Raw genomic sequence first — 15,521 nt, 5'->3', positions numbered from 1 at the left:
AACGCATGACCAACCCCCTGCTCGACTTCACCGCCCTGCCCCGTTTCGACGCGATCCGCCCCGAGCACGTCGCGCCGGCGATCCGCGAACTGATCGACGAAAACCGTCGCCTGATCGAAGCGAAGCTGGCCGACCCGGCCACGCCCACCTGGGACGGCTTCGTCGCGCCGCTGACCGAGGCCGGCGAGCGTCTGGGCCGCGCCTGGGGCGTGGTGGGCCACCTGCACAGCGTGTTCGACGTGCCCGAATGGCGCGAGGCTTACAACGCGATGCTGCCCGAGGTCTCGAGCTTCTACGCCGAACTGGGCCAGAACCTGGCGCTGTACGAGAAGTACAAGGCCATCCGCGAAGGCACCGAGTACGCCACGCTGTCGCCGGTGCGCCGCCGCATCCTCGACAACGAGGTGCGCGACTTCCGTCTGGCCGGGGCGGAGTTGCCCGACGCCGACAAGCCGCGCTTCAAGCAGATCCAGGAAGAACTGTCCGCGCTCTCCGCCAGGTTCCAGGAGAACCTGCTCGACGCCACCAACGCCCATGTCGAGTGGATCGACGACGAGGCGCAGCTGGCCGGCATCCCGGCCGACGACGTAGCCGCCGCGCGCGCCGCGGCCGAGAAGGCCGGACGGCCGCAAAGCTGGAAGTTCACGCTGCATTTCCCGTCCTGGATGCCGGTAATGCAGTACGCCGACGACCGCGAGCTGCGCGCGCGCATGTACCGCGCCTACGCCACGCGCGCCTCGGAATTCGGTGACGCGAAACTCGACAACGGCCCGCTGATCGGCCGCATCCTCGCGCTACGCGCCGAGGAAGCGAAGATGCTCGGCTACGCCAACCACGCCGAGGTATCGCTGGTGCCGAAAATGGCCGAGTCGCCGCAACAGGTGCTCGACTTCCTGCGCGATCTGGCCGCCAGGGCCAAACCGCATGCCGAGCGCGATCTGCGTGAACTGCGCGAATTCGCCGCGCGCGAACTGGGCATCGACGAACTGCAGCCGTGGGACGTGGGCTACGCCTCCGAGAAGCTGCGCCAGGCGCGCTATGCCTTCTCGGAGCACGAGGTCAAGCAGTACTTCCCCGAGCCGCGGGTGCTCGATGGCCTGTTCGGCGTGATCCAGCGCCTGTACGGCGTCGCCATCATCCCCGACGAGGCACCGAAGTGGGACGCGGACGCGCGCTTCTTCCGCATCGAGCGCGACGGCGCGACCATCGGCCAGTTCTATCTCGACCTGCACGCGCGCGAAACCAAGCGCGGCGGCGCGTGGATGGATTCGGCACGCAGCCGCATGAAGGCGCGCGAGGGCGTGCAGACGCCGGTCGCCTATCTGGTGTGCAATTTCTCCGGCCCATCGGCGCAGGGTACGCAAATAAGGCCGGCGACCTTCTCGCACGACGACGTGCAGACCCTGTTCCACGAGTGCGGCCACGGCCTGCACCACCTGCTCACCCAGGTCGACGAAGTCGCAGTATCCGGCATCCACGGCGTCGAGTGGGACGCGGTGGAGCTTCCCAGCCAGTTCATGGAGAACTTCTGCTGGGAGTGGGACGTGGTCTCGGGCATGAGCGCCCACGTCGACAGCGGCGAGCCGCTGCCACGCGAGCTGTTCGACAAGATGGTCGCGGCGAAGAACTTCCAGAGCGGCATGCAGACGGTGCGCCAGATCGAGTTCTCGCTGTTCGACCTGCTCATCCACAGCCAGCTCGAACCCGAAGGCGACACGGTGCCGGTCGAGCGTGTCATGCAGGTGCTCGCCGACGTTCGCCGCGAGGTCGCGGTGATCCAGCCGCCCGAGTGGCACCGCTTCCCGCACAGCTTCTCGCACATCTTCGCGGGCGGTTACGCGGCCGGCTACTACAGCTACAAGTGGGCCGAGGTCCTCTCGGCGGACGCCTTCGAGGCCTTCGAGGAAGCGCGCGGCGAGGCCGGTACGGTGCTCGATACGGCCACCGGCGAGCGCTTCTGGCGCGAGATCCTGTCGGTCGGCGGCAGTCGCCCGGCGATCGAATCGTTCAAGGCCTTCCGTGGCCGCGAGCCGCGCGTCGACGCCTTGCTGCGCCACAGCGGCATGGTGGCGGCGTGAAGATCGCCACCTGGAACGTCAATTCGCTCAAGGTCCGCCTGCCCCACGTCCTCGACTGGCTGGCCACGCACCAGCCCGACGCGCTGGGCCTGCAGGAGATCAAGTGCGAGGACGCCGGCTTCCCCGCAGAGGCGCTGGCCGAGGTCGGCTACCGCGCCGTGTTCGACGGGCAGAAGACCTACAACGGGGTCGCCATCCTCAGTCGCAGTGAGGCGACCGACGTGGTGCGCGGCATTCCCGGCTTCGCGGACGAGCAGAAGCGCGTCATCGCCGCCACCATCGACGGCGTGCGCGTGGTGTGCGGCTATTTCCCCAACGGCCAGGCGGTCGGCTCGGAGAAGTTCGAATACAAGCTGCGCTGGCTCGAAGCGCTCACCGCCTGGCTCAAGGACGAAATCGCCGCCCATCCGAAGCTCGCACTGGTGGGCGACTACAACATCGCCCCCGACGAGCGCGACGCCCATCCCGACTGGAGCGACGAGATCCACGTCTCCGAACCCGAGCGCGCCGCCTTCTACCGCATCGAGGCGCTGGGCCTCAACGACGCCTTCCGCCTGTTCGTGCAGCCGGAGCAGAGCTTCTCATGGTGGGACTACCGCATGGGAGCTTTCCGGCGCAACTACGGCCTGCGCATCGACCATGTGCTGCTCACGCCAACGCTGGCCGAGGCGTGCACCGCATGCACCATCGACAAGGCGCCGCGCAAGCTCGAACGACCCTCCGACCACGCGCCGGTGCTCGTCGATCTGGCGCTGTGAGCCGATGCGCGACGACGCAGCCCTGCACGCGCTCTACCCGGTGTTCGACGCCCTGCCCGCATCGCTGGTCGCCGACACGCTCGCGGCTGCGCAGTGGATCGACGTACCCGACGGCGCGGTGCTGTTCGACGAACACCAGCCCTGCGAGGGCTTCCCCTTCGTACTCGACGGCGCCATCCGCGTGACCAAGCACGCGCCCAACGGCCGTGAACTGCCGCTGTACCGCGTCACTGCCGGCGAGACCTGCATCCTGTCCTCGTCCTGCCTGCTGGGCCACGCGCCCTACACCGCGCGCGGCGTCAGCGAAGGCCCGGTGCGGCTGATGGCGCTGCCGGCCACCCGCTTCGACACACTGCTGGCCGAGCCGCCCTTCCGCGATTTCGTCTTCCGGCTGTTCGCCGAGCGCATCGCCGGGCTGATGCAGCTGGTCGAGGAAGTCGCCTTCCGCCGCCTCGACCAGCGTCTGGCCGCCGTGCTGCTGGGCAAGGGCCGCGTGCTGCGCGTCACCCACCAGCAACTGGCCGACGAGCTGGGCAGCGTGCGCGAAATCGTCAGCCGCCTGCTCGGCGGCTTCGCCGACCAGGGGCTGGTGCGCCTGGGGCGCGAACAGGTGGAACTTCTCGACCCTGCGCGCTTGCGCGAGATCGCCGCAACCTCCTGAGTGACCGCGGTCACAGACCGGCGCAGCACGGGCTGCTGAAATCGGAACCGTCATCCACACAAGGAGGTTCCGATGAAAGCCAACGTCGGCGGCATCGACCGCATTCTTCGCATCGTCGCAGGCATCGCCCTGATCGCCTGGGCCATCGCAGGCGGCCCCGTCTGGGCCTGGATCGGCGTGATCCCGCTGGCCACCGGTCTGCTACGCTGGTGCCCGCTCTACCCGTTGCTGGGCTTCACCACCTGCGGCAAGCGCGCAACCTGATCCGCCGACCGGTCCGGGGAGCTTTCCCGACCGGTCGCGGTCACATGGCCTGAGCACTGCCGTCAATCGGGCGCACAAGGAGGGATTCCCATGACCAAGAACGTCGGTTCCATCGACAAGACCGTACGCATCGTCGCCGGCCTCGTGCTGATCGCACTGGCGATCATGGACGTGGGCGCCCCCTGGACCTGGATCGGCGTGCTGCCGCTGGTCACCGGCCTGATGGGCACCTGCCCGGCCTATACGCTGTTCAAGATCGATACTTGCCCGAAGGATTGAGGCATTCGAGGCGGGCTGGATTGGTAGGTCGTGACGAGCGCAGCGAGTGCGACATCTCGCGTGTGCTGCGGGCGGGTCCGTCCCGTGAGGGGAGTGTCGCACTCGCCTGCGGCTCGACGCGTATATGGACTCCTCCCGTTTGCAAGCCTTTTGTCGTCTTTGGCTGTTGGGTACGACTGCGCACGTATATCCGACCTCAGTAGTTGAGCGCATTTGCTCGGGTCTCGATGGGCTATTCGCACGCCGGCGCCTGATCGACCTATCGTGCTTGGGAGCACTTCGCGTTAAGCAGGCTGTGCCGACGTCGGTTCGACCTGTGAGCCATCCACGACTTGGGCTTCGCAATCGACGGTAGGGGCTTACTCCTTCTCGTTACTTCGATTCACTTCAATCACTGCGCAGCGCTCACGCCACACCCACAGGCTCTTCGGTCCGTGTTCGTGCATGCTCCGGATCGTACTCACCGCCTCGCACCAACAACGCCCAGGCCATGCGTAGCGTCTTGTTGGCCAGCGCCACCGCGGCCACGTTCTTGTTGCGTCGCGCGCACAGCGCCTGCACCCAACAGCTCAACGCATCGTCCTTGTGCGCGCAGTTCTTGATCACCGAGCGCGCGCCGTGGATAAGCAAGGTGCGCACATACGCGTCACCGCGCTTGCTGATGCCCAGCAGGCGCTGCTTGCCCCCGCTCGCGTGCTGCGCTGGCACGATCCCCGCCCAGGCACTGGCCTGGCGCGCCCGGGCGAACTGACGGCCATCGCCCAAGCTGGCCACCAGCGCGGTGGCGGTGATCGGGCCCACTCCGCGCAAACTCATCAGCCGTCGCGCGGCCCCATCCTCGCGCGCGATGCGCTCGATCTGTGCGTCGAGCCGGGCGATGCGCTCATCGAGCGCGACCAGATCGTCGTACTGTTCCGACAGAATCTGCACGAACGCCTCGCTGAGCCGCTCGTCTGCGTTCTCGATCAGCACGGGCAGCGCCACCCGTACCTGCCTGACCCCTTGTGCGATCGCAATCCCGTACTCGCCCACCAGGCCGCGAATCTGATTGACCAGCGCCGTGCGTGAGGTCACCCGCTCGCTGCGCACCCGGTGCAGCGCCTGAATGTCCTGCTGCGCCACCGTCTTGATGCGCACAAAGCGCATGTCCGGACGACCCACCGCTTCGCAGATCGCCTCCGCGTCGTTGGCATCGTTCTTGTTGCCACGCACGTACGGCTTCACAAATTGCGGCGCAATGAGCCGCACATCATGGCCCAGCTCGCGCAGGCGCCGCGCCCAGTGGTGCGCACCGGCGCACGCCTCCATCCCGATCAGGCACGGCTCAAGACGCGCCAGATACTCCAGCAGCTGCGCCCGCCGTACCTGACGGCGCAACACCCGATGACCCCGCTCATCCACCCCATGCAACTGAAACACCTGCTTTGCCAGATCAATGCCAAGGCGCGTAATCTTCATCTCGGACTCCTCCTCAACCTGTGACTGGGAATGCAATTCTCAGTCTGGCACCTCGATGCCGTAAGGGGGAGGAGTCCATCCCATTGACCTACGGATCATTGCTTGCGATGAACGTGGTTCGCGATCGCGATGTAGTCGGCGACGGTGAGGCGTTCGCCGCGCAGGCCGGGGTCGATGGACAGGGCTTCGAAGTCGGGGTCGGTGAGGAATTCGCGCAGGGTGTTGCGCAGGGTCTTGCGGCGTTGGCCGAAGGCGGCGGCGACGATGCGGGCGAATAGCGCCTCGTCGTCGGGCGCGGGGCGATCCGCAGGCAGCGGGACCATGCGCACGATGCTGGAGGTGACCCTGGGCTCGGGGCGGAAGGCGCCGGGGGGGACGTCGAAGATGCTGGCCATCGCGAAGCGCACCTGCAGCATCACCGACAGGCGGCCGTAGTCGGGCGTGTCGGGCTCGGCGACCATGCGCTCGACGACTTCCTTCTGCAGCATGAAGTGCATGTCGCGCACGCCTTCGGCGAAGCCGGCCAGGTGGAAGAGCAGCGGTGTGGAGATGTTGTAGGGCAGGTTGCCCACCACGCGCAGGTCGGGGCCGAGTGCGGCGAAGTCGAAGGCCAGGGCATCGCCTTCGTGGATGGTAAGTTGCTCCGGCGCGTAGCGTTGCTTGAGGCGGGCGATCAGGTCGCGGTCGATCTCGATCACGTGCATGTGGCCGAGGCGCTCGACCAGCGGCGCGGTCATCGCGCCCAGGCCGGGACCGATCTCGACCATGGTCTCGCCCGGCTGCGCCCGGATGGCGTCGACGATGCGGCGGATGACGCTGGCGTCGGAGAGGAAGTTCTGCCCGAAGCGCTTGCGCGCGCGGTGCTCAGCCATGACCGCGCCCGACGATATCGACCGCAAGCTGCATCGCGGCGAACAGGCTTCCCGGGTCGGCACGCCCTGTGCCGGCCAGATCCAGCGCCGTACCGTGATCGACCGAGGTACGCACGATGGGCAGACCCAGCGTGATGTTCACGCCGCCGCCGAAGCTCGCGTACTTGAGCACCGGCAGGCCCTGGTCGTGGTACATCGCCAGCACCGCGTCGCCGCGCTCCAGCGTGTGCGGCACAAAAACGGTGTCGGCCGGTAGCGGGCCGTGCAACTGCATGCCCTCGGCGCGCAGCCGTGCGAGCACCGGCTCGATGATGTCGATCTCCTCGCGCCCCATGTGCCCGCCCTCGCCCGCGTGCGGGTTGAGGCCGGCGACGAGGATGCGCGGCTCTTCCAGCCCGAAGCGCGCGCGCAGGTCACGATGCAGGATGCGCAGCGTGTCTTCCAGCACGGCCGGCGTGATCGCTGCCGGCACGGCGGACAGCGGCAGATGGGTGGTGACCAGCGCCACGCGCAGGCCACCGCCGACCAGCATCATCACCACGCGCGGCGTCCCGGTGCGCTCGGCGAGATATTCGGTATGGCCGGAGAAGGCGATACCGGCCTCGTTGATGACCGCCTTGTGCACCGGCGCGGTGACCATCGCGGCGAATTCGCCCGACATACAGCCGTCGGTGGCGCGGTCGAGCATGGCGAGCACGTGTGCAGCGTTGGCCGCATCGACGCGCCCTGGATGGCAGGCGCGCGCCAGCGGCAGGTGCAACACGTCGAGCGTGCCAGCCTCGCCGACGCTGCCCGGTTGCCATTCCCGCACCCGCAGCTTGCGGTCGAGCGGGCCCAGGCGGGATTCGATCAGGCCGGCATCGCCGAGCACCACCGGATGCACGCCCCAGTCGCGCAGCGCCAGATGCGCGCACAGTTCCGGCCCGATGCCGGCCGGCTCGCCGGCGGTGACGGCGACGATTGGCTGCGAGTCGACCATCAGTCGCGCAGCAGCCGGATGTCGATGTAGGCGGTATCGCGCAACTCGCGCAGCCAGCTCTCGTAGGCCTCGTCGGACTTGCGCTGGCGCAGCGCGTTGCGCGCCTGGGCGCGCAGGCGGTCTTCGCTGACATCCTGCACGCGACGCTCGACGACCTGGATCAGGTGCCAGCCGAAGGGCGAGCGCACGGGTTCGCTGACTTCGCCGGGCTCGAGCGCGTCCATCGCGCGTTCGAATTCCGGCACGGTGTCGCCCGGCAGGATCCAGCCCAGATCGCCACCGCGTGCGGCCGACAGGTCGTCCGAATGGACCTTGGCCAGGTCCTCGAAACTCTCGCCGCCGACGACGATGCGCTCGCGCAGCCCCTCCAGGCGGGCGCGCACTTCGGCATCGGGCAGCACTTCGGTGGTGCGCATCAGGATGTGGCGCGCCCGGGTCTGCTCGACCTGATCGCCTTCCGGGCCGCCGCGCGTGTCGACGAGCTTGACGATGTGCAGGCCGGCGGCGCTGCGCAGCACTTCGGAGACGTCGCCGCGCGCCAGCCCCTCGACCGCCTCGGCAAACAGGGCCGGCAGGCGCTCGGGCTGACGCCAGCCGATGACGCCACCATCGCGCGCATCGGGCGCATCGGAGAACTCGATGGCCAGTTGCTGGAAGGCCTCGCCGGCGGCGTGCCGTTCGAGGATGTCGGCGGCCGTGCGCTGCGCCGCGGCGACTTCTTCCTCGCCGGCGTCCTCGGCCACGCGCAGCAGGATGTGGGCGACCAGCAGTTCGCGCTCGCTCTCCTGCGGTTCAGGCGCGTTGGCCAGGTAGTTGTCGATTTCCGCTTCGGTGACGACGATGCGGCTGTCGACCTCGCGCTCGCGCAAACGCGTGATCAGGATCTCCTTGCGCAGGTCTTCGCGAAAGCGCTCCCAGCTGAGGCCGTCGCGGCGCAGCGCTTCGCGCAGTTCCTCCTCGTTCAGGCCGGCGTTGTCGCCGATGCGCGTGATCGCGCGCTGCATGGTCGCTTCATCGACGGTGATGCCGTTCTCGCGCGCCAGCTGCAGTTGCGCACGTTCCAGGACGAGCCGCTCCAGAACCTGGTCTTCGAGCACTTCGCGCGGTGGCAGATCGACGCCCTGACGACGCAACTGGCCGACGACGCGCTCCATCGCATCGCGCAGCTGCGTGGCGGTGACGGCCTCGTCGTTGACCACGGCGACGATGCGGTCGGCCGGAATCGCGCGCTGCGCGAGGGCGTCGGCCGCCACCGCGAAGGCGAGCGGCAGGAGGACGAGGGCGATAAATCGATGCATCTTGGACATGCGGTTCAATGCCTGACGGTTGGGTGGCTTGCGGCGCGCGTCACGGGCCGAACCAGGGGTCGGAGACCGATTCGTTGATCATGCCGTAGCCGGGCACGCTGCGCTTGAGCAGATTCACCGGACTCGGGCCGATTCCACCCAGACCGGTGAGTTGCAGTTGCAGGAAGAAGGCGTTGGTCACGTCGTCCGGGGTGATCGCGAAACGATGGACCGCGGTGCGCACGGCCCAGCAACCGCAGGTGCTCACGTACTCGAGGCCGGCCAGCGCCTCGGTGATGCGGTTCTCGTCGATCGAGCGCGTCACGCGACCCACACCATACCAGCGACCGCCCAGCGGCCACTGCGCGGAGACGTCGATGTCGCGCAGCACGTCGCGCGAGAAGCGATAACCGATATTGAACACCTTGTTGCGCTCGGGCTGGAAGCGCACGCGCACGTTGGTGCGCTGCGTGTTCTGGTTTTCGGGGTTGTACTGCATGGCCGCGTCGAGCGAGATGCTGCGCGAGATGCGCCCGGAGAAGGCGGCCAGCACGTCGGTACGGCCGAAGTTGCTGAGCGACTCGCCCGGCAGCGCGACGCGCCGGTCTTCCAGATGATAGCGCTGGCCGACGGTCACGCGCATGCGCTCGATGCCGCTGTCGGACTCGATGAAGCGCGAGGTCAGCGCGGCCGTGATCTGGTTGGCGTCGCCGATGCGGTCGATGCCCGCGTAGCGGTTCTCGGTGAAGATCTGCGCGAAGCCGAAGTCGTAGCGCGCCGTGTCGAAGACCGGAATCTCGCTCTGGTCCTCGTAGGGGATGTTGACGTAGTACAGGCGCGGCTCCAGCGTCTGCTGGAAGGCCCGGCCGAAGAGGTTCGAGTCGCGCTCGAAGACCATGCCGCTGTCGACCGAGAAGATCGGCAGCGAACGCGTGATCGAGGTCGCCCCGCCCGGCATCACCGGGTCGTCCAGATCGTAGCTGGTGTAGTGGAAGCCGATCTTGGGCTTGACGAACCAGCCCGGACGCACGAAGGGCAGCGCCAGCTGCGGGTAGAGGTTGTAGCGCCGCCCGTCGATGAAGGCGTCATCCGAGTGGCGGAAATTGACCACTTCGCTGTCGAAGATGAACTCCGCGCCGCCGGGCAGATCGTCGCGGTAGGCCGACACCACGAACTGCGGCAGGCGCTGGTAGGGCTCGTCATCGCGCAGGTTCTGGTAGCCCTGCGCCAGCATCGAGGCCTGCCACCAGTCGCCGCGGTAGTCCAGCCGCCCCTCGCGCAGCAGGTTGCGCCGCGAGGAAACCTGCAGCGTGGAACTCAGATCCTCGAAGTACTGGTCGTCGGTGACCGCGTTGAGGTTCACCGAGGCATGCAGGCGTTGCGTCAGCGCGTGCGCATGCTGCACCGAGCCCAGCCCCCTGGCCTCGCCGGTGACGCGGTCCTGCGGCAGCCATTCGATGCGGGTCTGGCCGTTGTAGGTCGGCGTCAGGTAGCGGAATTCGGCGCCCAGCTGCAGGCCGCGCCGGCTCATCACGCGCGGCACGATGGTGGCATCGTAGTTGGGCGCGATGTTCCAGTAATAGGGCACGGTCACGTCGAAGCCGGTCTTGTTCGACGCCGCCACCGACGGCACCAGGAAGCCCGACTGGCGCTGCTCGGCGAGCGGAAAGCTCATGCGCGGCCAGTACAGCAGCGGCACGTCCATGAACACCAGCGAAGAGCCACGGGCCGTGCCGACCTGGCGGTCGAAATCGAGTTCGATCTCCTCGGCGCGAATGAACCAGTCCTCGCTGTCGGGCTTGCAGGTGGTCCAGGTCGCGCCTTCGGCACGGAACTGGTTCTCGCCTTCGAGACTGATGCGATCCGCCCGGCCACGGCCGACGATGGTGCGCCCTGGCGCCTCTTCCGAGCGCGAGGGAATCACGAAGCTGTATTCGGGGGATTCGAACTGACCCACGCGCTCGTACAGCACGAGGTTGCCGCGCGGACTCTCGAGGCGATCCTCGCCGCGCTGCAGGAGGACATCGCCCTCGGCGACGACCTCGTCTGTGAGTTCGTTGTAGGTCAGGCGATTGGCGGCAAGCCTGAAGTCGTCGCGCACGATCTCGGCCTCGCCTTCGGCGACGACCTCGACAGTGCGCAAGCCGCGGATGCTGGTCGCACGCACCGTGGTTTCGCCGTCGCTCAGTTCGGGCTTGACCGAGACCGCCTCGCCTGCCGCTGCACTGGCCGCGGCAGGCGAGGCGGCCCGACCCCCGAGCAGGGACGGGTCGACCCGCAGGGGAGCGAGTGCACCGGCATTGGTCAGGCCCGGGAAACACAGAATCAGCAGCGACACGACCCTGAGCCGCCGCCTGTCATATCTCGTGTCGCGCAAGTGTTCCCCCATTGCGGTCATCTACGGTCGGGCCGGGCCCTTTGATAAACTCGGCGATTCTACATCAGGGTGCATCGAAAAAACGTCCGCAACGGCCACCGGACGGCGCCTGCGCCGCACCAGCCAAGACTTTGCGCACGCGATGCGCCGCGCGCTGCGACCTCGCAAACCTCAGCTTACTGGAGAACCCGGTGCAACGACGCGCCCAACTCGATTCCTGGCTCGCCACCACCCTGCCCGGCCGACGTCTCGAACTCGCGCCGGCCTCGGCCGACGCGAGCTTTCGCCGCTACTACCGCGTCTCGCTGCCCGACGAGGGCGAGACCCTGATCGTCATGGACGCCCCGCCCGAACACGAGGACTGCCGCCCGTGGCTGGCCGTGGCCGCCCTGTTCGCCGAGGCTGGCGCGCACGTGCCGCAGGTTCATGCCGAGGATGTCGAACAGGGCTTCATCCTGATGTCGGACCTGGGCGATACCACCTACCTGCAGGTGCTCAACGCCGACAACGCCGCCCATCTTTACGCCGACGCGCTGGGCGCGCTGATCGCGATCCAGGGCGCCAGCCGCCCCGGCGTGCTGCCCGAGTATTCGCGCGAACTGCTCGAGCGCGAGATGCGCCTGTTCGACCAGTGGTATGTCGAACGGCATCACGGGGTGAGCCTCACCGAGACCGAGCGCGCCGCACTGGAGAAGGTGTACGCTCGCGTTCTCGACACCAATCTGGCCGAACCGCAAGTATTCGTGCACCGCGACTACCATTCGCGCAATCTCATGCATCTGGCCGGCGTCGCGAATCCGGGCATCGTGGACTTCCAGGACGCCGTCTTCGGGCCGATCACCTACGACCTGGTGTCGCTGTTCAAGGATGCCTATATCCGCTGGGACGAGGAATTCGAACTCGATCTGCTGATCCGCTACTGGGAGGCCGCGCGCGGCCTGGGTCTGCCGGTGCGCGACGACTTCCCGGAGTTTCACCGCGACTACGAATGGATGGGGGTGCAGCGCCATCTCAAGGTACTGGGGATCTTCGCGCGGCTGGCGATACGCGACGGCAAGCGGCGCTACCTCGACGACATGCCGGTGGTACTCCACCACCTGCGCCGCGTGTGTGTGCGCTATGCCGAACTCCGGCCGCTGGCGCGCCTGCTCGAACGGCTCGCACCCGAGCCGATGACGGTGGGCTATACGTTTTGAACGCGCCGGCGAGCGGCGCGATGCGCGCCATGATCCTCGCGGCCGGCCGCGGCGAGCGCATGCGCCCGCTCACCGACACCGTGCCCAAGCCCTTGCTCGAGGTCGGTGGCAAGCCGCTCATCGTGTGGCAGATCGAGGCACTGGCGCGCGCCGGCCTGTGTGACATCGTGATCAACCACGCCTGGCTGGGCGAGTGCATCGAGGCCGCGCTGGGTGACGGCGGCCGCTTCGGCGTGCGGCTGCGCTACTCGCCCGAAGGCGAAGCGCTGGAGAGCGCGGGCGGCATCGCCCGCGCGCTGCCGCTGCTGGTCGACGGTGATCCGGCGGCGGGCGAGGTCTTCGCGGTGGTCTCCGGCGACATCTTCTGCGCCTACGACTACCGCCGCCTGCTACCGGTCGCCGCGACCATGGCCGGCGCCGCGCAGCCGCACATGCATCTGGTGATGGTGCCCAATCCGCCGTTTCACCCCGACGGCGACTTCGCACTGGACGCCGACGGCCGCCTGTCGCTCGATGGCGCAGCGCGCCTGACCTTCGGCAACATCGGGCTGTACGACAGCCGCAGCTTCATCGACATCCCGCCCGACACACGCGCGGCGCTGAGCCCCTACTACCGTGCAGCGATCGCCGCCGGACGTGCAACCGGCGAGCGCTATGACGGTCCATGGGAAAACGTCGGCACGCCCGAACAACTCGCCGATCTCGACCGCCGGCTGCGCGCCACACCTGCATGAGACAATCGCCCCATGGATACTGCAACCGAACTCTCCGCCCCCGACATCGCGCCGTTCTTGAGACGGCGCGAAATCCTCGTCAACCGCATGCAGGCGGCCGGCGGCGGCGTGGCGGTGCTCGCGACCGCGCCCGAGCGCACGCGCAACCGCGACACCCACTACCCGTATCGCCATGACAGCTATTTCCACTACCTGAGCGGCTTCGGCGAACCGGAAGCGATCATGGTGCTGGTCGCCGACGCGAACCCGCGCGCGATCCTGTTCTGTCGCGAAAAGGATCTCGAACGCGAAACCTGGGACGGCCGACGCTGGGGCCCGGAGGCCGCGCGCGAAGCCTTCGGCTTCGACGAGGCCCACCCGGTGGCCACCTTCGACGAAAAACTGCCCGAGTTGCTCGTCGACCAGCCCCTGCTGTGGTGCGGCTTCGGCTACGACGACGCCTGGGACGCGCGCATCACGCGCGCGCTCAACGCCGTGCGTGCCAAGACCCGCGCCGGCTGCACCGCGCCGCACAGCATGCGCGACGTGCTCGCCGAGCTCGACGAGATGCGCCTGGTCAAGGACGCCTCGGAGCTGGACATCATGGGGCGCGCCGCGCGCATCTCGAGTGCGGCGCACTGCCGCGCGATGCGCGCGAGCCGCCCGGGCCGCTTCGAGTACGAGATCGAAGCCGAACTGCTGCACGCCTTCCGCAGCGCCGGCAGCCAGGCGCCGGCCTACCCGTCCATCGTCGCCAGCGGCCCCAACGCCTGCATCCTGCACTACGTCGAGAACGACCGCCGCATGGCGGACGGCGACCTGCTGCTGATCGACGCCGGCTGCGAACTCGACGGCTACGCCTCGGACATCACGCGCACCTTTCCGGTGGGCGGGCGTTTTTCCGGCGCACAGCGCGAGATCTACGATCTGGTGCTCGCCGCCCAGCACGCGGCCAGGGCCGAGATCCATCCCGGCAATCACTGGAACGCGCCGCACGAGGCCGCGGTGCGCGTGCTCGCACAGGGCATGATCGATCTGGGCCTGCTCGCCGGCGCGCTCGACGACGTGATCGAGAACGGCGACTACCGCCGCTTCTACATGCACCGCACCGGCCACTGGCTGGGCCGCGACGTGCACGACGCGGGCGAGTACAAGAAGGACGGCGACTGGCGGCCGCTGCTGCCGGGCATGGTGCTGACGGTCGAGCCGGGCTGCTACATCCGCCCCGCCGATGACGTGCCCGAGGCCTTCTGGAACATCGGCGTGCGCATCGAGGACGATGCCGTGGTCACGGCCGGGGGCTGCGAATACCTCACCGACGACGTGCCGCGCGAAGCCAGCGAAATCGAAGCGCTGATGCGCGATGGCGGGCATGACTGACACCGATGTGCTCGTCGTCGGCGGCGGCCCGGCCGGTCTTGCGCTGGCTTTGGCCCTGGCGCGCTCGGGCCGGCGCATCATCGTCGCCGACGCGCGCGAGGCCGGCGCGGTCGTCGACGATCCGCGCGCCCTGGCGCTGGCCCACGGCTCGCGCCTGATCCTCGAGGAACTGGGCGTGTGGCAGGGACTGCCCGCCACGCCGATCGAAACCATCCACGTTTCGCAGCGCGGCGGCTTCGGCCGCAGCGTGCTGCGCGCGACGGAGTTGGACGTGCCGGCACTCGGCCACGTGGTCTCGGCCGGCGCGCTGGCCGGTGCATTGCGCACCGCCGTCGAGGCCGCCGGCGTCACATTGCGCGACGCCACACGCGTCGAAGCGCTCGCGCCCGGCGCCGACAACCTCACCGCCACGCTCGACGGCGGCCACATCCTCACCGCGCAACTCGCCGTACGCGCCGAGGGCGGCCCCGGCGAGGGCGAAGCCGTGAAGAGCCGCGACTACGGCCAGCATGCACTGATCGCCACGGTGCAAACCCGCGACGACCACGCCAACCGGGCCTTCGAGCGCTTCACGCCGGAAGGCCCGCTGGCGCTGCTGCCCTGCGGCGAGGACTACGCCAGCGTGCTGGTGGTCTCGCGCGACACCGCCGAACAGCTGACCACGCTCGACGACGCGGCCTATCTGGCCCGTCTGCAGCAGACGATCGGCACGCGCACGATGCTCACCGCGGTGGGACCACGCGTGCGCTATCCGCTCGCGCTGCGCTACCGGCAGAGCGCTGCCGGGCCGCGCACGGTGTGGCTCGGCAACGCCGCGCAGACGCTGCATCCGGTCGCCGGCCAGGGGTTCAATCTGGCCCTGCGCGACGTCTACACCCTGGCCCGTGCCGTGCGCGACGTCGCCGATCCGGGCACGGCCGACCTGATCGAGGCCTGGGCGCGTGCGCGCCGGCTCGACCGCGCCGGCACCATCGGCTTCACCGACGCGCTGATCCGCGTCTTCGCCAACGAAACGGCCCCGCTGCGTGCGCTGCGCGGCGCCGGTCTGTTCGCGCTCGACCTGTGCCCGCCGGCGCGCGCCTTCATCGCGCGGCGCATGATGTTCGGCGCGCGCGCCTGGCCGTAGGCGCAGGTCGGCATCGGCGCAGCGGCGCGACGCCAAGCTGCGACCTACGACTCCCGCTGCCGCAGGGGCCGGGCACTGGGGTAGAATGACGCCC

14 protein-coding genes are annotated in these 15,521 nt (G+C 68.5%); 9 read left to right on the top strand and 5 right to left on the bottom strand.

Features of this window, described 5'->3' with window-relative positions:
* Positions 1–5: 5 nt before the first annotated feature.
* The 5 genes from C0099_RS04085 (at position 6) to C0099_RS04065 (ending at position 4,040) form a co-directional block, all read left to right on the top strand.
* The gene (locus tag C0099_RS04085; protein WP_102248374.1) at positions 6–2,078 is read left to right on the top strand and encodes a M3 family metallopeptidase; all 2,073 of its coding nucleotides are present in this window, start codon (positions 6–8) and stop codon (positions 2,076–2,078) included.
* Positions 2,075–2,836, top strand: a complete 762-nt coding sequence (xth, locus tag C0099_RS04080; RefSeq protein WP_102246260.1) for an exodeoxyribonuclease III — start codon at positions 2,075–2,077, stop codon at positions 2,834–2,836. The genes C0099_RS04085 and xth overlap by 4 nt, the downstream gene beginning before the upstream one ends.
* A 4-nt stretch (positions 2,837–2,840) precedes the next feature.
* Positions 2,841–3,497 carry a Crp/Fnr family transcriptional regulator gene (locus C0099_RS04075; protein ID WP_102246259.1) on the top strand — a complete coding sequence of 219 codons (657 nt, stop codon included), beginning with the start codon at positions 2,841–2,843 and terminating at the stop codon, positions 3,495–3,497.
* Positions 3,498–3,569: 72 nt separating this feature from the next.
* Positions 3,570–3,761: a YgaP family membrane protein gene (locus tag C0099_RS04070; protein WP_102246258.1), complete on the top strand. Its 192-nt coding sequence runs from the start codon at positions 3,570–3,572 to the stop codon at positions 3,759–3,761.
* Between the two features lie 90 nt (positions 3,762–3,851).
* A complete protein-coding gene (locus C0099_RS04065) occupies positions 3,852–4,040 on the top strand; it encodes a YgaP family membrane protein (RefSeq protein WP_102246257.1) in 189 nt (62 codons plus the stop codon).
* Positions 4,041–4,445: 405 nt separating this feature from the next.
* Here C0099_RS04065 and C0099_RS04060 read toward each other — a convergent pair whose 3' ends face one another.
* The 5 genes from C0099_RS04060 to C0099_RS04040 form a co-directional block, all read right to left on the bottom strand.
* A complete protein-coding gene (locus C0099_RS04060; RefSeq protein ID WP_102245883.1) occupies positions 4,446–5,498 on the bottom strand; it encodes an IS110 family RNA-guided transposase in 1,053 nt (350 codons plus the stop codon).
* A 95-nt stretch (positions 5,499–5,593) separates the two neighbouring features.
* The gene (gene rsmA / locus C0099_RS04055; protein ID WP_102246256.1) at positions 5,594–6,370 is read right to left on the bottom strand and encodes a 16S rRNA (adenine(1518)-N(6)/adenine(1519)-N(6))-dimethyltransferase RsmA; all 777 of its coding nucleotides are present in this window, start codon (positions 6,368–6,370) and stop codon (positions 5,594–5,596) included.
* A complete protein-coding gene (gene pdxA / locus C0099_RS04050; protein ID WP_102246255.1) occupies positions 6,363–7,349 on the bottom strand; it encodes a 4-hydroxythreonine-4-phosphate dehydrogenase PdxA in 987 nt (328 codons plus the stop codon). Before pdxA ends, rsmA begins: the two co-directional genes overlap by 8 nt.
* Positions 7,349–8,647, bottom strand: coding sequence for a peptidylprolyl isomerase (locus C0099_RS04045; RefSeq protein ID WP_102248373.1), 1,299 nt, complete (start codon positions 8,645–8,647; stop codon positions 7,349–7,351). Before C0099_RS04045 ends, pdxA begins: the two co-directional genes overlap by 1 nt.
* Before the next feature lie 49 nt (positions 8,648–8,696).
* Positions 8,697–10,973: an LPS-assembly protein LptD gene (locus C0099_RS04040; protein ID WP_228151647.1), complete on the bottom strand. Its 2,277-nt coding sequence runs from the start codon at positions 10,971–10,973 to the stop codon at positions 8,697–8,699.
* Positions 10,974–11,203: 230 nt separating this feature from the next.
* Between C0099_RS04040 and C0099_RS04035 the strand changes: the two genes are divergently transcribed.
* Genes C0099_RS04035 through C0099_RS04020 form a run of 4 tightly spaced genes read left to right on the top strand, consistent with a single transcriptional unit; the run spans position 11,204 to position 15,427 of the window.
* A complete protein-coding gene (locus C0099_RS04035; protein WP_102246253.1) occupies positions 11,204–12,208 on the top strand; it encodes an aminoglycoside phosphotransferase family protein in 1,005 nt (334 codons plus the stop codon).
* A 20-nt stretch (positions 12,209–12,228) separates the two neighbouring features.
* Entirely contained in the window at positions 12,229–12,942 is a 714-nt protein-coding gene (murU, locus tag C0099_RS04030) for an N-acetylmuramate alpha-1-phosphate uridylyltransferase MurU (protein WP_228151646.1), read from the top strand.
* A gap of 12 nt (positions 12,943–12,954) precedes the next feature.
* A complete protein-coding gene (gene pepP / locus C0099_RS04025; protein ID WP_102246252.1) occupies positions 12,955–14,301 on the top strand; it encodes a Xaa-Pro aminopeptidase in 1,347 nt (448 codons plus the stop codon).
* A complete protein-coding gene (locus tag C0099_RS04020) occupies positions 14,294–15,427 on the top strand; it encodes an FAD-dependent monooxygenase (protein WP_102248371.1) in 1,134 nt (377 codons plus the stop codon). Before pepP ends, C0099_RS04020 begins: the two co-directional genes overlap by 8 nt.
* Positions 15,428–15,521: the final 94 nt, after the last annotated feature.

It is taken from the genome of Pseudazoarcus pumilus (genome assembly GCF_002872475.1).
Classification (GTDB): Bacteria; Pseudomonadota; Gammaproteobacteria; order Burkholderiales; family Rhodocyclaceae; genus Pseudazoarcus; species Pseudazoarcus pumilus.
Note: the sequence above shows the minus strand (reverse complement) of the source record. Positions and strands in the feature narration are given on the sequence as shown.

What these genes read in the sequence shown, in the direction of transcription:
- C0099_RS04060 (WP_102245883.1), bottom strand. Translation starts at nt 5,498, where the DNA reads ATGAAGATTACGCGCCTTGGCATTGATCTGGCAAAGCAGGTGTTTCAG.
- rsmA (WP_102246256.1), bottom strand. Translation starts at nt 6,370, where the DNA reads ATGGCTGAGCACCGCGCGCGCAAGCGCTTCGGGCAGAACTTCCTCTCC.
- C0099_RS04020 (WP_102248371.1), top strand. Translation starts at nt 14,294, where the DNA reads ATGACTGACACCGATGTGCTCGTCGTCGGCGGCGGCCCGGCCGGTCTT.
- C0099_RS04085 (WP_102248374.1), top strand. Translation starts at nt 6, where the DNA reads ATGACCAACCCCCTGCTCGACTTCACCGCCCTGCCCCGTTTCGACGCG.
- C0099_RS04070 (WP_102246258.1), top strand. Translation starts at nt 3,570, where the DNA reads ATGAAAGCCAACGTCGGCGGCATCGACCGCATTCTTCGCATCGTCGCA.
- C0099_RS04075 (WP_102246259.1), top strand. Translation starts at nt 2,841, where the DNA reads ATGCGCGACGACGCAGCCCTGCACGCGCTCTACCCGGTGTTCGACGCC.
- murU (WP_228151646.1), top strand. Translation starts at nt 12,229, where the DNA reads ATGCGCGCCATGATCCTCGCGGCCGGCCGCGGCGAGCGCATGCGCCCG.
- pdxA (WP_102246255.1), bottom strand. Translation starts at nt 7,349, where the DNA reads ATGGTCGACTCGCAGCCAATCGTCGCCGTCACCGCCGGCGAGCCGGCC.
- C0099_RS04045 (WP_102248373.1), bottom strand. Translation starts at nt 8,647, where the DNA reads ATGCATCGATTTATCGCCCTCGTCCTCCTGCCGCTCGCCTTCGCGGTG.
- pepP (WP_102246252.1), top strand. Translation starts at nt 12,955, where the DNA reads ATGGATACTGCAACCGAACTCTCCGCCCCCGACATCGCGCCGTTCTTG.
- C0099_RS04065 (WP_102246257.1), top strand. Translation starts at nt 3,852, where the DNA reads ATGACCAAGAACGTCGGTTCCATCGACAAGACCGTACGCATCGTCGCC.